Source organism: Boseongicola aestuarii (genome assembly GCF_900184815.1).
Classification (GTDB): Bacteria; Pseudomonadota; Alphaproteobacteria; order Rhodobacterales; family Rhodobacteraceae; genus Boseongicola; species Boseongicola aestuarii.
Map to the genome: position 1 here is coordinate 357,961 of NZ_FXXQ01000001.1, position 16,786 is coordinate 374,746.

At 59.3% G+C, this 16,786-nt stretch carries 13 protein-coding genes; 4 read left to right on the plus strand and 9 right to left on the minus strand.

The genetic code is table 11. From position 1 onward, the window contains the following. Positions 1 to 32 precede the first annotated feature (32 nt). Positions 33 to 563: a component of SufBCD complex gene (locus BOA8489_RS01750; RefSeq protein WP_093972243.1), complete on the minus strand. Its 531-nt coding sequence runs from the start codon at positions 561 to 563 to the stop codon at positions 33 to 35. Between the two features lie 116 nt (positions 564 to 679). Between BOA8489_RS01750 and hemB the strand changes: the two genes are divergently transcribed. Both hemB and BOA8489_RS01760 read left to right on the plus strand, forming a co-directional pair. Next, positions 680 to 1,672, plus strand: coding sequence for a porphobilinogen synthase (hemB, locus tag BOA8489_RS01755; protein ID WP_093972244.1), 993 nt, complete (start codon positions 680 to 682; stop codon positions 1,670 to 1,672). 146 nt (positions 1,673 to 1,818) lie between these two features. After that, positions 1,819 to 2,379 carry a lipid-binding SYLF domain-containing protein gene (locus tag BOA8489_RS01760; RefSeq protein WP_093972245.1) on the plus strand — a complete coding sequence of 187 codons (561 nt, stop codon included), beginning with the start codon at positions 1,819 to 1,821 and terminating at the stop codon, positions 2,377 to 2,379. 57 nt (positions 2,380 to 2,436) lie between these two features. Here the strand turns inward: BOA8489_RS01760 and BOA8489_RS01765 are convergent, their stop codons facing one another. Then, positions 2,437 to 3,324 (minus strand): NAD(P)-dependent oxidoreductase, encoded by an 888-nt coding sequence (locus BOA8489_RS01765; RefSeq protein ID WP_281256159.1) that lies wholly within the window; start codon positions 3,322 to 3,324, stop codon positions 2,437 to 2,439. Positions 3,325 to 3,380: 56 nt separating this feature from the next. Here BOA8489_RS01765 and BOA8489_RS01770 point away from each other — a divergent pair, with 56 nt between their 5' ends. Together BOA8489_RS01770 and BOA8489_RS01775 are read left to right on the plus strand one after the other, a co-directional pair. After that, complete coding sequence (locus BOA8489_RS01770; protein WP_093972247.1) at positions 3,381 to 5,846, plus strand: penicillin acylase family protein; 2,466 nt, start codon at positions 3,381 to 3,383, stop codon at positions 5,844 to 5,846. A gap of 66 nt (positions 5,847 to 5,912) precedes the next feature. Then, a complete protein-coding gene (locus tag BOA8489_RS01775; RefSeq protein ID WP_093972248.1) occupies positions 5,913 to 6,983 on the plus strand; it encodes a Hint domain-containing protein in 1,071 nt (356 codons plus the stop codon). Here BOA8489_RS01775 and hflX read toward each other — a convergent pair. The 7 genes from hflX to BOA8489_RS01810 form a co-directional block, all read right to left on the minus strand. After that, positions 6,956 to 8,230: a GTPase HflX gene (hflX, locus tag BOA8489_RS01780; protein WP_093972249.1), complete on the minus strand. Its 1,275-nt coding sequence runs from the start codon at positions 8,228 to 8,230 to the stop codon at positions 6,956 to 6,958. The two genes, BOA8489_RS01775 and hflX, sit on opposite strands and share 28 nt — an antisense overlap. Positions 8,231 to 8,232: 2 nt before the next feature. Beyond that, on the minus strand, positions 8,233 to 8,466 hold the full coding sequence (hfq, locus tag BOA8489_RS01785; protein WP_093972250.1) for an RNA chaperone Hfq: 234 nt from the start codon (positions 8,464 to 8,466) through the stop codon (positions 8,233 to 8,235). Between the two features lie 134 nt (positions 8,467 to 8,600). After that, positions 8,601 to 10,118 (minus strand): TrkH family potassium uptake protein, encoded by a 1,518-nt coding sequence (locus BOA8489_RS01790; RefSeq protein WP_093972251.1) that lies wholly within the window; start codon positions 10,116 to 10,118, stop codon positions 8,601 to 8,603. Further along, positions 10,118 to 11,494, minus strand: coding sequence for a Trk system potassium transporter TrkA (trkA, locus tag BOA8489_RS01795; protein WP_093972252.1), 1,377 nt, complete (start codon positions 11,492 to 11,494; stop codon positions 10,118 to 10,120). The genes BOA8489_RS01790 and trkA overlap by 1 nt, the downstream gene beginning before the upstream one ends. A gap of 99 nt (positions 11,495 to 11,593) precedes the next feature. Next, complete coding sequence (gene ntrX / locus BOA8489_RS01800; protein ID WP_093972490.1) at positions 11,594 to 13,012, minus strand: nitrogen assimilation response regulator NtrX; 1,419 nt, start codon at positions 13,010 to 13,012, stop codon at positions 11,594 to 11,596. Between the two features lie 19 nt (positions 13,013 to 13,031). Beyond that, a complete protein-coding gene (locus BOA8489_RS01805; RefSeq protein WP_093972253.1) occupies positions 13,032 to 15,290 on the minus strand; it encodes a sensor histidine kinase NtrY-like in 2,259 nt (752 codons plus the stop codon). Positions 15,291 to 15,388: 98 nt separating this feature from the next. Then, entirely contained in the window at positions 15,389 to 16,759 is a 1,371-nt protein-coding gene (locus BOA8489_RS01810; RefSeq protein WP_093972254.1) for a response regulator, read from the minus strand. Positions 16,760 to 16,786: the final 27 nt, after the last annotated feature.

Genomic DNA, 16,786 nt, shown 5'->3' on the forward strand with positions numbered 1-16,786 from the left:
CCTTTAGCGCTCCCGTGTCAACAGATGAAGGCTTAAAAACCGACGGTTCCGACATATAGGTTCTGATACATGCCGAACATCGCCGTCACAAAGATCGCCAAAACGCCGATCATCTGGGTTGCGAACCGATGGCGCATCAGTCTTCGGATCAACTCAGCCCCCTCCACGCCGCTGGAGCGAATGATCCGCGACGTGCGGTAGGACAAAAGCCCGAGAATGCCCAAGGGTCCGAGAAGCAAAAGCACGGCCTGCGCGATTTCCACATCATAGACCACCGCCATAAGCCCAAGCGCAGTCACCGCCGCTGATCCGAACAAGAACGCCCAGCTCCCCGAAACCTCAGCGATATAGAGAATCCGGTTGACGTTGATCCGCACAAGATCCTGCAGATCGTCCATCGCTTCGCCTTCCTTTTCGCGGCGTGCGCGCAGGATCATATCAAATGGCACACCAAGCACCCAGTGACTAACCGACGACCATAAGACAGCCAGCGCAATCCAATACCAGAGATTGGAAAAAGACCGCATGTCGATGACTTCAAAAACAGTGTCGTACCAGTTCACAAAACGCCTCGATCTTCATGTTTTTCCGGACACTAGGTAATGCGGTGAGGGTTGACCAGTCTTCAACGTCTCGCTACCGCAAAAGGAACAAAAACCGTGCACGAAAGACCGCAGTCATGACCATTGCCCCGTATCCCGCAACGCGGTTCCGTCGAACCAAGTCTTCGGATGCACGTCGTCGCCTTGTGCGTCAGAACACGCTTAGTGTAGACGATCTGATCTGGCCGGTCTTCGTGCGCGAAGGCGAAAACGCCGAAACGCCGGTGCCGTCCATGCCGGGCGTTGCGCGCCAGACCATCGACCGCGTGGTCAAATCTGCCGAAGAAGCGGCCCGCCTCGGTATTCCCGCCATCTGCCTCTTTCCCTTCATCGAAACCGAATTCAAGAACGAAACCTGCGACGAAGCCTGGAACCCCGACAACCTTTCGAACCGCGCCACACGCGCCATCAAGGCCGCCGTGCCCGACATTGCGGTCATGACGGATGTCGCGCTTGACCCCTACAATATCAACGGCCACGACGGCATCGTCCGCGACGGCATCATCCTCAACGACGAAAGCGTCGAAGCCCTTGTGAAAATGGCTGTGGCGCAAGCCGACGCCGGTGCGGATATTCTGGGTCCCTCCGACATGATGGACGGCCGCATCGGTGCGATGCGCAACGCTCTGGAAGTCGTCGGACACACCGACACGGCAATCCTCAGCTATGCCGCCAAATATGCCTCGGCCTTTTATGGCCCGTTCCGCGACGCGGTCGGCGCAACGGGACTCCTTGTCGGCGACAAGAAAACCTACCAGATGGATCCCGGCAATTCCGACGAGGCCTTGCGCCTTGTCGAACGCGACCTCTCCGAAGGCGCCGACATGGTGATGGTCAAACCCGGCATGCCCTATCTCGATATCTGTCGGCAGGTCAAAGACGCTTTCGGCGCACCGACGTTCGCCTACCAGGTGTCCGGCGAATACGCGATGATCAAGGCGGCGGCCCAAAACGGCTGGCTCGACGAAGAACGCACCATGTTCGAAAGCCTTCTCGCCTTCAAGCGCGCCGGATGCGATGGGATTCTGACTTATTTCGCGATGGACGTGGCCCGCGCCCTCAAGGCCTGAGGCCTCAGCAGCAAACAACGGCCTCACGGGGTGGCCACCACTATAGAGGGTGACTCTCCGGCTGGCCTCCCCTATAATTTGCGTCGAGCGGCCAAATAAGGCCGTCGCTTAACGAGGCTACTATTGAGCATGAGAGGGTCTTCCCAATGAAACCTATGTCCCGTCGCGCCCTTTTGGGCGGAGTTGCGGCCACAACCCTGGCGCTGGCCGCCTGTGGGAATGGCGTTGGCAGCGAGGGTGCTGCAAAACTCGACGCGCGCGTTGATGCAGCGCTGAACTATCTTGACGTCAATTTCCCTGGTACGCGTGATCTGCAGCAAAAATCGGTAGGTATGCTGGTCATGCCGCTGATCACCGAAGCGGGCTTTGGATTTGGCGGATCTTATGGTCGCGGCGCTTTGCGCGTGAATGGCATTACCGTTGACTATTATTCCGCAGCACAGGCCAGCTTTGGCCTTCAGGTTGGCGCACAGCAATACGCCCACGTCCTGTATTTCATGACGGAAGAGGCACTTGCCGAATTCCGGGCATCCTCGGGCTGGGCTGCTGGCGCAGACGTCGAATATGCCGTGAACGACCGCGGCGCGAACCTGTCGGCGGAAACCACGACCGCGCTTTCGCCGGTCATCGCGGTTGTGTTCGGTCAGGCTGGACTGCTTGCTGGCGCATCAGTCGAAGGCACGAAATACTCGCGGATTATTCCGTAAATATGGATAGATATCAGATGGTTGAGGGACATTCCTCAACCATCTGTATTCCTCAGTTCAAATCGACTGAAGGCGCTTGAACAGGCTGGACGTGTCCCAGCGTCCACCACCCATTTTCTGGACGTCCTTGTAGAACTGATCAACCAGCGCGGTCACCGGCAGGCTTGCCGCGATCTCATCCGCCGACGCCAGACAAATCCCCAGATCCTTGCGCATCCAATCCACGGCGAATCCGTGCTCGAACTTGTCGTCCAGCATGGTCTCATACCGGTTCGCCATTTGCCACGACCCGGCCGCCCCCTGCGAGATAACCTCGACAACCGCGCGCCCATCGAGACCCGCCTTGTTCGCAAAGTGCAACGCCTCGCTCAGCCCCTGCACAAGTCCGGCAATCGCGATCTGATTGCACATCTTGGTCATCTGCCCCGCACCGCTCTCACCAATCCGACGGCAAATCTTGGAATAGGACTGCATGATTGGTTCGGCACGATCAAAAGCACCCTGATCACCACCGCACATGATCGAAAGCTGGCCGTTTTCGGCCCCCGCCTGCCCGCCCGAAATCGGAGCGTCCACGAAAGAGACATTCACACTGTCCGCCGCTGCATATAACTCGCGCGTTACGGCAGCCGACACCGTCGTGTGATCGACAAAGACAGAACCCGCCTTCATCGACGCGAAAGCACCGTTCTCGCCAAGACAAACCGACCGCAAATCATCGTCGTTGCCCACACAAGCCATAACGAAATCAGCCCCTTCAGCGGCTTTGGAAGGCGTCGCCGCGGCGGCACCGCCGTGTTCCTTCTCCCATGCCTCGGCCTTTGAGAACGTGCGATTAAACACCGTCACATCGTGGCCCGCAGCTGCCAGATGCCCGGCCATGGGATACCCCATTACGCCAAGCCCCAAAAATGCACATTTCGCCATAGCTTCCTCCCTTGTCATCCATTGCCTTGCGGGCTTTACCTAAAGGACAGGCAAACGCAGTCAACAAGGCATTCATGCTCCGTCTCTTTCGCTGGCTCACAAGAATAACGACCGGATTGGTGATGCTCGCGATTGCGGCAACATTTCTGCTGTATTGGTTCTTTTCCAGATCGGTTCCCGATTACAACGAGGATTTGCGCGTTACAGGCCTCTCTGCACCGGTCCAGATCGTGCGCGACAATGCCAATGTTCCGCATATCTTCGGAGAAACCGACAGTGACGTCTATTACGGACTTGGCCTTGCGCACGCGCAGGATCGCTTATGGCAGATCCTGCTCTTGCGCCGCACCGCACAGGGCCGCCTGAGCGAGCTTTTCGGCCAACGCACCGTCAGCACAGACCGGCTCTTGCGTCGCCTCGATCTCTACCCGCTTGCGGTCAGATCCGTCGCCGCACAGGACGACTACACCATGTCCGCGCTTCGATCCTACGCCGCCGGTGTCAACGCCTGGCTGCGAGAAGTGAACGAAGGCGCTCGCGGTCGCGGTGCACCCGAATTCTGGTTGTTCGAGCCGAATATCGCTCTTTGGCAACCCGCCGACAGCCTGGCAATCGGCAAGCTGATGGCGCTCAACCTGACCGAAAACATCCAGCGCGAGGTGCTGCGCGCCAACATGTCCCGCATCCTGCCAGACGCGCGTCTCGCCGATATCCTGCCTGACACCCCCGGTGCCGCCGTGGCAGCCCTGCCGGAATATGCCTCGCTCTTTGACGCGCCACTTCCGGCTTTCGCCAATCTGGAACCCGCGCCCCACGATCCCCTTTCTCCCGTCAAGGCAAGAGGACTTGCAGGGGCCTCCAACGCCTGGGCTGCCACGCCCGCGCGTTCCGCTGCTGGCAGCACGCTGCTGGCAAATGATCCGCACCTTGAACTCACCGCGCCTTCGATCTGGTATCTTGCACGGCTCGAACTTGAAACCGGCGGCGTTATCGGCGGCACTTTCCCCGGAGCCCCCGTTGTGCTCGTGGGCCGATCAGATGCCTTGGGCTGGGGCCTTACCAACTCCTACGCAGACGATCAGGACGTCTATATCGAAAAAGTGAACCCCGACAATTCCGAGCAGGTTCTGGCACCCGACGGCTGGAAAACCCTGCGATCACGGCAATCCATCATAAACATTAACGATGCAGACCCGATCCGCCTCACTCTGCGTTGGTCCGACAACGGACCCATCCTAGAAGGCAAGCAGTTCGGACTTTCCGCGATCACACCCGCCGGCCATGTCGCGTCCGTTGCATGGACGGCCCTCAGTGACACCGATACTTCGCTGCAATCGCTTCTGAAGATCATGCGTGCCCAAAACATCGACGAGGCCCTCGTGGCCGGCGAGGATTTCGTGGCCACGTCGCAAAACCTGACCGTCGTCGACCGCGAAAACGTAGCCATGAAGGTTATCGGCGCCCTGCCGCGCCGCGCGGCACGCCACCAGACCCAAGGCCGGATGCCTTCGCCGGGCTGGCTGCCTGAAAACCACTGGCAAGGCATGATGTCCTACGCCGCGAACCCCGAAATTCGGCCGACCGACGGAGGCATCGTCGGCAACACGAACAACAAGATCATCGACCGTCCCTTCCCGCTGCACGTCAGCTTCGAATGGGGCGACACCCAGCGCGTGCAACGTTGGCAACGGCTGATGCAAACCCGCGAAGTCCACACGCGCGAAAGCTTCATCGAAGCGCAACTGGACACCGTATCGGTGACCGCGCGCACGCTCTTGCCCCTCGTCGCACGCGACCTCTGGTTCACCGGAGAAGCCGCCGCCGAAGGCACGATCGAACGCCAACGCCGCCGCGCGCTTGATCTGCTGGCGGAATGGAACGGCGAGATGAACGAGCATCTTCCCGAGCCCCTGATCTACGCGGCCTGGATGCGCGCCTTGCAGGATCGCCTGATCCGCGACGAAATCGGCCCCTTCAGCGCAGATTTCCAACGCCCCGAACCGGTTTTCCTCGAACGCGTATTTCGCGATATTGACGGGGCCTCCGCCTGGTGCGACGTCATTCAAAGCGCCCCGGTCGAGACCTGCTCCGACCTCTCGCGCCTTGCGCTTGACGATGCCATTCTCTGGATCGAGGAACGCTATGGTCCTGCGCTTGAAAGCCTGCGCTGGGGCGACGCCCACGAAGCAACCCATGACCACACCGTACTCGGCGATGTCGGCTGGATTTCCTGGCTTGTGAACATCCGCCAATCCACCAGCGGTGGAGACCAGACCCTGCAACGGGCAATGACCCGCGGCAACGGCCCTGATCCGTTCCAGAACGTGCACGGAGCAGGGTACCGCGGCGTCTACGATTTCGCGGACCCTGACAGCTCGGTCTTCATCATTTCAACCGGGCAATCGGGACACCCGCTCAGCCGTCACTACGACGACCTCGGCGAGCTTTGGCGGCGCGGCGAGTATATCCCCATGACCCTTAACCCGGATCTCGCACGCGCCGGGGCGGTTGGCATCACTACGCTGACCCCCGCCAATTAGACTCCCTTTGCGCTTCTTGTGACGCGCGGAACCGGCTAAAGTGGTGCAAGAATTAGGAGAGCAAAGATGCCGCTTTCAGTCTGGGTCCGAGGCGACAGCAGCACTGCGGCGAACGCATCGCTGAACGCCTCCAATGTCAAAAAACAGCCAGCCACTTTGCTTACCTTCAGTGCCGATACCAACAACGACGGAATTGATGACGGGGATCTCAAGCTCAATTTCACGCTTGATGGATCGGTCGATCCGAACACGGTCATTTACCTCGACACCAACGGCGACGGTACACTTGATTCAGGCCCCATATCTTTCATGATGGAGTTTGGCGGCACACTGCCGTTTACCAACAAGCTCAATGGCGTGGGCCCCAACAATACCGATCTGCGCGGCGAAGAAGTCGTCATTCTGACGCTCGATACTGGCAAGAGACTGTTCTTCCTGCGCAGCTTTCTGTTCGATCCGGATGGCCCGAACGCTATTACAGATTCCCAAGATACATTCGATATCATGAACGATTTCCCGAACGGTGCGCACAACCTGCAGGACCTGTTCGTCTGCTATGTGGCCGGCACCCGGATCAAGACACCAACCGGCCCGGTTGCCATCGAAACCCTGAAAGCTGGCGATCAGATCGTCGCCGAGGGAAATCTGCCCGTCCCGGTCCTTTTCATCGGCAGCCTGTCCTTCCAAGCCCCTTCAATTCGCGCCTTCGACAAGCTGCGCCCGATAATGATCCCGGAAGGCGCGATTGCCCCCGGCGAACCCAGCGCAGATCTTCTCGTCTCGCCGCAGCACCGAATTCTTCTACGTGCGCCGGAACTTCAAACGCTCTTTGGCGTCGACGCGGCATTCGTCGCCGCGCGCGACACGCCGTTCGCGCGTCCCGGGCCCATCGAGGACACGACCTATGTCCATATCCTCTGTCGGACCCACAGCGTGATCGAAGCCAATGGCTGCGCCAGCGAAAGCCTATACCCCGGAGACACTGCACTTGCCTCCTTATCACCCGAAGACGCCGGCGATATCCGTGCGATACTCGGGTTAGGGATAGCCCAGAAAACGGCCTATCCCTGCCTCACTTCGCGGGAAGCCGCCGTGCTACGCGAAGCCATTTACAGCCGCGAGAAACGCTCCGCCTGAATTGGCGTCCAGTTCACCGTCAGCTCGATGCCATCCTCGGTCCTCTTTTCAGAAATGACGATCCCCTGATCGTAAACCCAGGCGCGCTTTTTTCCGTCCGAATGGTCGATCTTCAGCGTCGCAAGCTGGCGGTCGCTATCCAGCATTTCCGTCACGCTTTGCACAAGCGCCTCGACGCCATCGCCCGTCAGAGCCGAGATCGCTTGAATATTCTCCTTTCGCGCGGCTTCGGCCTCGCGCGCGGCGCGTGCTTCGTTGCCCAAAGCATCGATCTTGTTCCAGATCTCAATCTGAGGCGTGCTTTCCTTGACGCCAAGATCGCCGAGAATGCCCAGCACATTGGCAGACTGCGCTTCGGTTTCGGGATGCGAGATATCGCGCACATGCAAGATCAGATCCGCCTCCAACACTTCTTCCAGCGTCGCGCGGAACGCGGCGACAAGCTGGGTCGGCAAGTCCGAGATGAACCCCACCGTGTCCGAGAGAATAACCTCACGCCCGGTTGACAACTTGATCGCCCGCATCGTCGGATCGAGTGTGGCAAAAAGCATGTCCTTGGCCACCACATCCGCGCCGGTCAATCGGTTGAACAGCGTCGACTTGCCGGCGTTCGTATAGCCCACGAGAGCGACAACCGGGAACGGCACCTTGGCGCGCGCGGCGCGGTGAAGAGTGCGTGTCTTTACAACCTTTTCCAGCTGCCGCCGCAGGCGCGTCAGTTGTTCATCGATCGCGCGCCGGTCGGCTTCGATCTGCGTTTCACCGGGACCGCCCACAAAACCAAGTCCGCCGCGCTGGCGTTCAAGGTGCGTCCAGGCCCGCACAAGCCGCGTGCGCTGATAGGTCAGCGCCGCCATTTCGACCTGCAATACACCTTCACGCGTCGCCGCGCGGTCCGAGAATATTTCAAGGATCAGGCCCGTGCGATCAAGTAGTTTGGTTTTCCAGGCCCGCTCGAGATTGCGCTGCTGCACCGGAGTCACTGACCCGTCGATCAGAACCAACCCGATCTCTTCGGCCTTGATCCGCTGTCCCAGTTCTTCCACTTTGCCTGACCCAAACAGCGTCGCCGGCGTCCGCTTCGGAAGCCGCACAGTGTTCGCGCCCACAACTTGAAGTCCGGGTAATGCAACCGCAAGCGACACCGCTTCATCCAGCGCGTATGACGCATCACGCCGCGCGCCGTCGCTTGTTACGTCCGGGTGCAGAACGAGAGCACGCGTCGCCCCCGTATCTGTGTCACCCACGCTTATTCTTCGCCGTCATAAAGATTGATCGGCTGCGCGGGCATGATCGTGGAAATCGCATGTTTGTAAACGAGTTGAGACTGGCCATCCCTGCGCAATAAAACGCAAAAGTTGTCAAACCATGTAATCACGCCCTGAAGCTTGACGCCATTGATGAGAAAGATGGTCACCGGAACCTTGGTCTTTCTGACATGGTTCAGAAATGCATCCTGCAAATTCTGTCTATCCGAAGCCATGAGTATTATTGCCTTTTTTCTTGCAAGCGTACGAACGCCATCGCGACGCTTTTCTTATGAGAACACTATGAAGCGCATCTAAAAGACTTGCCACCCCAAAATAAAATTTCAAACAGCCTAAATTTTGAGCATACTTAGCGCCAGAATTCCGGATTCAGCAAAGCGATAATTGCCAAAGTCTCTAATCTTCCCAATACCATAGCCGCAGCCAGTATGGCCTTCGCCCCAGGCGCCAAAGCAAGCAGATCAATCGGAGTCTCGGCTGCGACACTTACGAGCGGGCCCGTCGTGGACAGGCTCGCGATCGTCAGCACAAGCGACTCCTCGAAAGAAAGGCCGAAGAAGGCCAGCGTCGTCGAGACCGTCGCAATAGACAGCGCGAACAGCATGAAGAACACCCAGGCCACGTACGCCCCCTGTCGGCGAAAGCGCCGCGCAACCTGCCCCGACCCCCCAACCGACGAAGGCGAGACCAGCTTTTCCATCTCGCGCTGGCCGTGTTTCACCAGTGCATAGACCCGCAACAACTTCACGCCGCCAGCCGTCGTCGCAACGCCACCTCCGAAGACGGCCAGCCCCATCAGAACCAGCCCGGCCGCATCCAATCCAGACCAGACCTGCGCCTCTCCCCACGCCGCGCTTTCGAAACCGGTGGTCGTCAGAAACGAGGCCACGGTGAAAATCGCGCCCCAAAGACCGATGATGCCTTCGAACAAACTGACTTCTGCGCCTTCATCGATGGTCGCAATCCAGTGCCGCAGGAACAGGAGCATCGGCAGAACCGCAATCAGCGACAAACCAAGACGGAGCTCGGGGTCGCGCAGCAACGCAATCCAGCCATATTGACGACCGTCCGAGGTGAACGTCAGGCGCGACAATGCGAACAGCAGAAAAATCAGGATCAAGACCTCGCCGCCATACCCGGAAGACGCCCCCGCAACGCCGCCATCAATTAGCGAAATACCCGAGGTCGAAAGCGTTGCCATCGCATGGCAAATCGCGACCAAAGGCCTGTCTCCCGCCATCATCAAAACGATCCAAAGCAAAAGCGTAAGCCCGCCATAGATCGGCGCCAGCCGGAACGCAAAGCGCGTTAGCCTTTCAGAAGGCTCGCCGATATGATCCAGCCGCGCGACACCGCCCCTTTGGTCGCGAGCTGACTCGGTGGCCGCCACAACCTCGAAACCACCCAGGTTCAACGGCGCAAAAATCGCGATGGCCGCAACCCACATGAAAAAGCCGCCAAGCCACCCGACAAGCGCGCGCCAAAGATGGACGCTTGGCGGCAAACGCTCGGCCTCGAACAGGGTCAGACCGGTTGTCGTCAGGCTGGACACCATTTCAAGGTAGGCATTGCCAAAACTTGTGTCCGTCACGATCTCGGCAAATGGAAGCGCCAGCATCGCAGGCAGGATCGCAAACAGCGCGAACAGCGAAATCAGATGACTGCGCCCCTGCCGCCGGATCCTGTAGTTAGACGTCGCAACGGAAATCATCGCGAACAGGAACAGAAACATGACACTGGAATACAGAAAGGCCCGAGCCGTTTCGAGATCGCGGGTGGCATAGGCATGGATCGCAGGCACCAGCATCGCCAGCGCGCCCAGCCCGACAAGCAGGACGATAAGCGGCAGTCGTGTGGCCCAAAGCATCAAAAGAAGTCGATCGAGACCTGAAACAGCCGCTCGACCTCCGGCACATCCGACGCCATCGTGAAGACCACGATGACATCGCCTTCCTCGATCCTCGTCGTACCTGTCGGCTTGATGACTTTCTCACCCTTCATCACGGCCCCAACCAGAACGCCCTCGGGAAATTCGATCTCACGTATGAGCTTGCCGGACAAAGGCGAAGTGGAAAGGATTTGCGCTTCGATGATCTCGGCTTCCGCGTCTCCGATCGAGTAAACGCCCCGGACCCGCCCGTGTCGGATGTGACGCAAGATCGAGGAAACCGTCGTGCCGCGCGGGTTGATGTAGGCGTCGATATGCAACGGATCCATCAACGGCAAAAGCGTGGGATCGTTGACCAAGGCAATCGTCAAGGGACAGCCCGCCTGTTTCGCACGAACCGACACCAAAAGGTTTGTCTTGTCGTCGTCCGTCACCGCCAGCACCGCGTCCGCGCGCCCGACACCGGCCTCTTCCAGCAGTTCCGAATTCAGACCATCGCCGTTCAGAACAATCGTGCGTTCCAGCGCATCTGCCGCGCGTTCCGCGCAGGAACGGTCACGCTCGATGATCTTGGCACGCAGGCGCTCGGTGCGCCCCTCAAGAGCCTTGGCCACGGCAAGGCCCACATTTCCGCCACCGATAATCACGACGCGTTCCTGGCGCCGCACGACCTTGCCGAAAATCTCGAATGTCCGGGTGACGTCATCGACATGGCTCATCACGTAGATCTGGTCGTGAGCAAACAACTGGTCACCCGGTTCGGGTGCAAACAAACGTCCGTTTCGACGAACCCCCACCACGATGGCCCGCAACGTCGAGAACAAATCCGTTAACTGCCGCAATGGCGTATCGAGAACAGGGCAATCGTCGTCCAGCGCGATCCCGAGCAGTTGCACCTTGTCGTCAAGGAACATTTCCGTATCGAACGCCGCCGGCGCGGACAGACGCCGCAAAGCCGCTTCGGCCACCTCTCGCTCGGGGCTGATCACGACGTCAATCGGCAGGTGATCGCGCCGGTACAGGTCGGAATAAATCGCCGTCAGATAGCTTTGCGCCCGAAGTCGCGCGATTTTGCGCGGAACGTTGAAAACCGAATGCGCGACCTGACAGGTCACCATATTGACCTCGTCCGAATGGGTCGCGGCGATGATCATGTCCGCATCTCGCGCACCGGCCCGCTCCAGCACATCCGGATAGCTCGCATGGCCCGCGATACCCTGCACATCCAGCGCGTCTGTCACACGGCGCACCAGATCGGCGTTATAGTCCACAACGGTCACGTCGTTGCGTTCACCCGACAGGTGACGCGCAATTTGCCAGCCAACCTGACCCGCTCCGCAGATGATAACCTTCATATCTGCCCCTCGGCCGACGCTACGGCGTTCTTCGTGACACGGCTCCGCCCGGCAATCAAGAGACGCCGCAACGTCAGATCATGACGCATGGCACCCGCCTCACGCGTCTTCTTCCGCCTCTTCAACAACTGCGGCAAACCTAGCACCCGCACGGTTCGAGGTCACAACGTTCAGCGACTTCAGCTTGCGGTGCAGCGCCGAGCGTTCCATCCCCACAAATCCCGCCGTCCGGCTGATGTTTCCGCCAAACCGATTGATCTGCGTCAGAAGATATTCACGCTCGAACATCTCGCGCGCCTCGCGCAGAGGCAAGGTCGCCAAACTGCCCGAAAGCACCACGCGGTTATCATCGGTTTCCTCAACTTCATTCGATGTACCGGGAATTTCAGACGCCGAAATATCGCCCTTGTCGGCCCCGAGGATCAGCACACGCTCGATCACATTCTTCAACTGACGCACGTTTCCGGGCCAAGACATCGTTTGCAACATCGCAATGGCATCATCCGACAAGGCGCGAAGCGGCATGCCTTGCGACTTGTTGAAGCTCGAAATGAAGAACTCCGCCAGTTCCGGAATGTCTTCGCGCCGTTCGCTCAGCGACGGCACGTCGATCGGTACGACGTTCAGACGATGAAACAACTCTTGCCGGAAGGTGCCATTCTTCACTTCCTCTTCAAGATTGCGCGTGGTCGACGAAATCACCCGCAGGTCAACCCGCACCATGTCACCACCGCCGACACGCTGAAACTGCTGCTCGGTCAAGACGCGCAGGATCTTAGACTGCGTCCCAAGCGGCATGTCAGCGATCTCGTCAAAGAAAATGATCCCGCCATGCGCCTGCTCCAGAAGCCCCGGCTCGATGCCGCGCCCAGTGCCTTCGCGGCCAAACAGGACCTCTTCCATCCGATCGGGCTCGATCGAAGCCGAATTCACTGTCACGAAAGGCCCCTCGGCACGGTTTGAATGCGCATGAACGAACCGCGCGGCAATTTCCTTGCCCGACCCAGCCGGCCCGGTCAGCATCACGCGACCATTCGACTTGGTCACCTTGTCGAGCTGTGCGCGCAAGGTGCGATACGCTTGGCTCGATCCAACCATATCTGTCGTGGTTACATCCTTGCGCCGCAAATCCGAGTTCTCGCGACGCAACCGCGATGTTTCCATTGCGCGCGTGATCACCACCATCAACTGATCGATATTGAAGGGCTTTTCGATGAAGTCATAAGCACCCTGCTTGATCGCTGCCACCGCGATCTCGATGTTGCCGTGCCCCGAGATAATGATCACCGGCACATCCGGGTTGTCGCGCCGGACCGCCTTCAGAATGTCGATCCCGTCCATATCGCTGTCTTTCAGCCAGATATCGAGCACCATCAGTGACGGCGCCTCCTTGTTCATCTGCGCCATCGCCTCGTCGGATGTGCCCGCAAGGCGCGTCGTAAAGCCTTCGTCCTTCAAAATATCGGAAATCAACTCACGAATATCACGCTCGTCGTCCACTATGAGAATATCACCCATCAATGCCTCCATGTTTTTGTCATTCGGCGACCGCCAGATCACCGGATTTCCTTTGCGTCGCCGAAAGCGGCAACACGATCACTGCAGCCGCGCCGATTTGGCCCGACTGATCCAAAGGAGCCGCATCGACCAACGCCAACGTGCCTCCGTGCTCTTCGATAATCTTCTTGACGATCGGCAACCCGAGTCCGGTGCCGGACTCGCGCGTGGTCACATATGGCTCAAACAGCCGCGAGCGGTCCTCCGGCAATCCGATACCGTTGTCACTGATGGTGATGTGCACTTGGCTGTTCAGAACCTCCATCGCGACATGCACCCGCCCCTCGAAACCCTCGGGAAAGCCTTTCTTTTCTTCCAGCGAATCAATGGCTTCCTTGGCGTTCTTGATCAAATTCGTCAGCGCCTGCCCGATCATCGTCGAATCCACGTCCGCCAGGACGGCCTCTTCAGGCAGGTCGGACGTCAGCGACACACCCTGCATCGCGCCTTCCTGCAACAAGACCGCATCCGCCACCAGTTTCGCCAGATCATTCATCGCCGTTTCTGGCTCGGGCATACGGGCGAACTTGGAAAATTCATTCACGATCCGACGCAGATCGTTGGTCTGACGCACGATCACATCGGTGAGGCTCTCCAACAACGGCCCGTCTTCGCCAACGCTGGGTACGAATTTCCGACGGATACGCTCGGCGGACAACTGAATCGGCGTCAGCGGGTTCTTGATCTCATGCGCAATCCGCCGCGCCACATCGCCCCAAGCCGCCATGCGTTGCGCGGTCACAAGGTCCGTTACATCGTCGAAGGCAATCACATACCCCTTCTCACCAACCTCACCGCTGCGTTCCGCGATGCGCACCAGCAATGTCTCCGCCACTCCCTTGCGCGACAGCCGCACCTCGTCCTGAGCCGTCTCGCCGCCGCTCTCTTTGAGCATCTCAAGCAACGCCACGAATTCGGGCACGACCACCTGCAACGGCGCGCCGATGTCAGTCGGTCCTTCTGCCCGCAAGATGCGCTCGGCCGAACGGTTGATGAAACTGACACGCCCCTCACCATCCAGCCCGATCACACCCGCCGTCACCGACGACAGCACCGAGTCAAACAGCCGTCGCCGTTCCTCGATCTGCTGGTTGGTGCTTAGCAACGCATCGCGCTGGCCTTTCAGTTGCCGGGTCATCTGATTGAACAAACGTCCCACCATGGCGATCTCGTCTTCACCCTTTTCCTCGGGGATCTGAACATCGAGATCCCCTGCACCGACGCGCTGCGCGGCCCCCGCCAATCGCCCGACCGGCTGCGACAATCGCTCGGCAAACCACAGGCCCAGCCAGATTGCCGCCAGGATCAGAATGACCGCAAAACCCAGATACAAAAGACCAAACTCGAACACGACCCGCCCTCGCTCCGCCTCAAGCTGCGTGTAGAGCTGCGCCGTCTCTTCAGCCTCGTCCAGCAATCCCAGAATCCGACCGTCCACGACCCGGCTGACGTACAAGAACCGGTCCGGAAACGCGGTCAGGCGCAAGAGCGCGCGAAACTCGTTGGTGGTGAGGTCTTCGATGATAACCGTCTGACCCTCCAGCGCCGCGGCAATATCGGCCTCGGCGGGTTCTTCGAAATCAAAAAGATATGATCGCTCGCCGCGCGTGCGGATGTCTCCGGTCCCGTCGATCACGAAGGCTTCGCGCAGACCGCGCTGAATTTGACCCTGACCCTGTCCCAAAAGCTGGCGCAACTCGGCATCGGACACAAAGACCGACCGCGTGCGCGCCGTGTTCAGGAAACGCGCCAGCGTATTCGCGTCTTCGCTGAGATCACGGCGCTGGTCTTCCTGATAGGCTTCGGCGGCCGACAAGGACGCACCGACAACCCCGCGCACCCGCTCCGAAAACCAGCCCTCAAGGCCGATATTGATCGTCAGACCCGCAAAGATCGCCACCGTGACCGTCGGAATAAGCGCGATGACCGCAAAGACCCCGGTCAATCTGAGGTGCAGGCGGGAACCTGCCGATTTCGCGCGCCGCGCGGCGATCATCGAGGCGATGCGCGCAAATACCAAGGCTGCGACGACCAGCACATAGACAAGATCCGCCAGCAAAACGAGTCGCAGGGAAAGCGCGGAAGACGTCCGGTCCAATGGCCCCAGCGCTAGGAAAGTCGCCAGTGCCAGAACCGGCCCCAGCAGCACCACACCCAGCGTTGCCGCGTTCTGTACACGGCGTACCCGCCTCAGACGGTTCAGTTTTTGCCAAGTTAATGCCCGCGCGCGCCCCGCCACCCGGACCCTCCATATGATGTGCCACCAAGAGGTGGCGACCGCTCTATATTGGCGACACTTTATCCACAGTTACGGATTGGCCACTCTCTGTTGCGGTTTTACATCAATTTACGCCTCCGTGTCACGCGGATATCGAGATCGGTGATCTTCTTTCTGAGCGTATTGCGGTTTATCCCAAGCAAATCGGCGCATTTCGCCTGATTTCCGCCCGTCGCATCCAGTGCGATCTCGATCAACGGCAGCTCAACCTCGCGCAAGATACGCTGATACAGCCCCGGCGGCGGAAGCTGGCCACCATGCAGGTCGAAATACCGGCGCAGGTGCTTTTCGATCGAGGTCGACAATTTCTCGCGGTCGCTGCCCCCGGTCAAAGGCTCGATCGCTGGCTGGTTGCCCAGCACCAACTCGACTTCAGCCCGGCTGATCTCTTCTTCTCCGCCGGTGATCGACAACCGACGGATCGTGTTTTCCAACTGACGCACGTTGCCCGGCCAGGAATAAGCCCGCACAAGCTCAAGAGCCTGCTGAGCAAACCGACGCATCGGCAGACCGTCACGCTCCGAGCGCGCGAAGAAATGCGTGGCAAGCAGCGGAATGTCCTCGACGCGTTCCCGCAACGACGGCACCGCCAGCGTCACCCCGCCAAGCCGATAGTAAAGATCCGACCGGAATTTGCCCTGATCCAGCTTCAGCGCCAGATCGGCCTGACTGGTCGCCATGATGCGCGGCGCGTTATCGGTGAAACTGTCCAGCATCCGAACAATGCGTGCCTGCGCGTCCTCGTCCAGATCGCCGACCTCGTCAAACAACAGCGTTCCGTTGCGCACACGCGAAATAAGCGCTGAAGGCCCCTCCATCTGCGCAAGATCGCTTCCCGTCGCGACAACAAAAGGTAAAGTCCGGCGATCCGACAGATCGTGAATGGCGCGCGCAATCAGCGACTTTCCTGTGCCGCTCTCTCCGGTGATCAGAACCGGCAAATCCGCGTTCATCACCCGCGCAACCAGCCGGTAAATCGCTTGCATTCCGGCCGTACGCCCGACCAGAGGCAAATCCTCTCCTGTATCGCTGTCCGCAGCTTCGGTTCGCGGCGCAGGCGCGCGACGCTTCACTTCCAGCGCACGCGCCGCACGTTTCATCAGGTCCGGCAAATCAAACGGCTTCGGCAAATAGTCATAGGCGTCCGCTTCGGTCGCCTGAATGGCAGTCATGATCGTGTTTTGCGCCGAAATCACGATCACCGGCAAACCAGGCCGCTGCTCGGCGATTAAAGGCAATTGGTCCAAGCCATTGCCGTCCGGCATCATCACATCCGAGATCACAAGGTCACCCTTGCCCTCTTCGACCCAACGCATCAGCGTCACCAAGGACGATGTCGCATGAACCTTGCAGCCTGCGCGCGTCAGTGCCTGCGTCAGAACGGTTCGGATGGTTCTGTCGTCGTCCGCGACAAGAATGGTGCCGTCCATGAAATAATGCCTCCTCGTTATGTTTCC

Coding starts and splice junctions, on each gene's coding strand:
- BOA8489_RS01765 (WP_281256159.1), bottom strand. CDS start 3,324: ATGACAAGGGAGGAAGCTATGGCGAAATGTGCATTTTTGGGGCTTGGC.
- BOA8489_RS01770 (WP_093972247.1), top strand. CDS start 3,381: ATGCTCCGTCTCTTTCGCTGGCTCACAAGAATAACGACCGGATTGGTG.
- ntrX (WP_093972490.1), bottom strand. CDS start 13,012: ATGGGTGATATTCTCATAGTGGACGACGAGCGTGATATTCGTGAGTTG.
- BOA8489_RS01775 (WP_093972248.1), top strand. CDS start 5,913: ATGCCGCTTTCAGTCTGGGTCCGAGGCGACAGCAGCACTGCGGCGAAC.
- hemB (WP_093972244.1), top strand. CDS start 680: ATGACCATTGCCCCGTATCCCGCAACGCGGTTCCGTCGAACCAAGTCT.
- hfq (WP_093972250.1), bottom strand. CDS start 8,466: ATGGCTTCGGATAGACAGAATTTGCAGGATGCATTTCTGAACCATGTC.
- BOA8489_RS01760 (WP_093972245.1), top strand. CDS start 1,819: ATGAAACCTATGTCCCGTCGCGCCCTTTTGGGCGGAGTTGCGGCCACA.
- BOA8489_RS01790 (WP_093972251.1), bottom strand. CDS start 10,118: ATGCTTTGGGCCACACGACTGCCGCTTATCGTCCTGCTTGTCGGGCTG.
- trkA (WP_093972252.1), bottom strand. CDS start 11,494: ATGAAGGTTATCATCTGCGGAGCGGGTCAGGTTGGCTGGCAAATTGCG.
- BOA8489_RS01810 (WP_093972254.1), bottom strand. CDS start 16,759: ATGGACGGCACCATTCTTGTCGCGGACGACGACAGAACCATCCGAACC.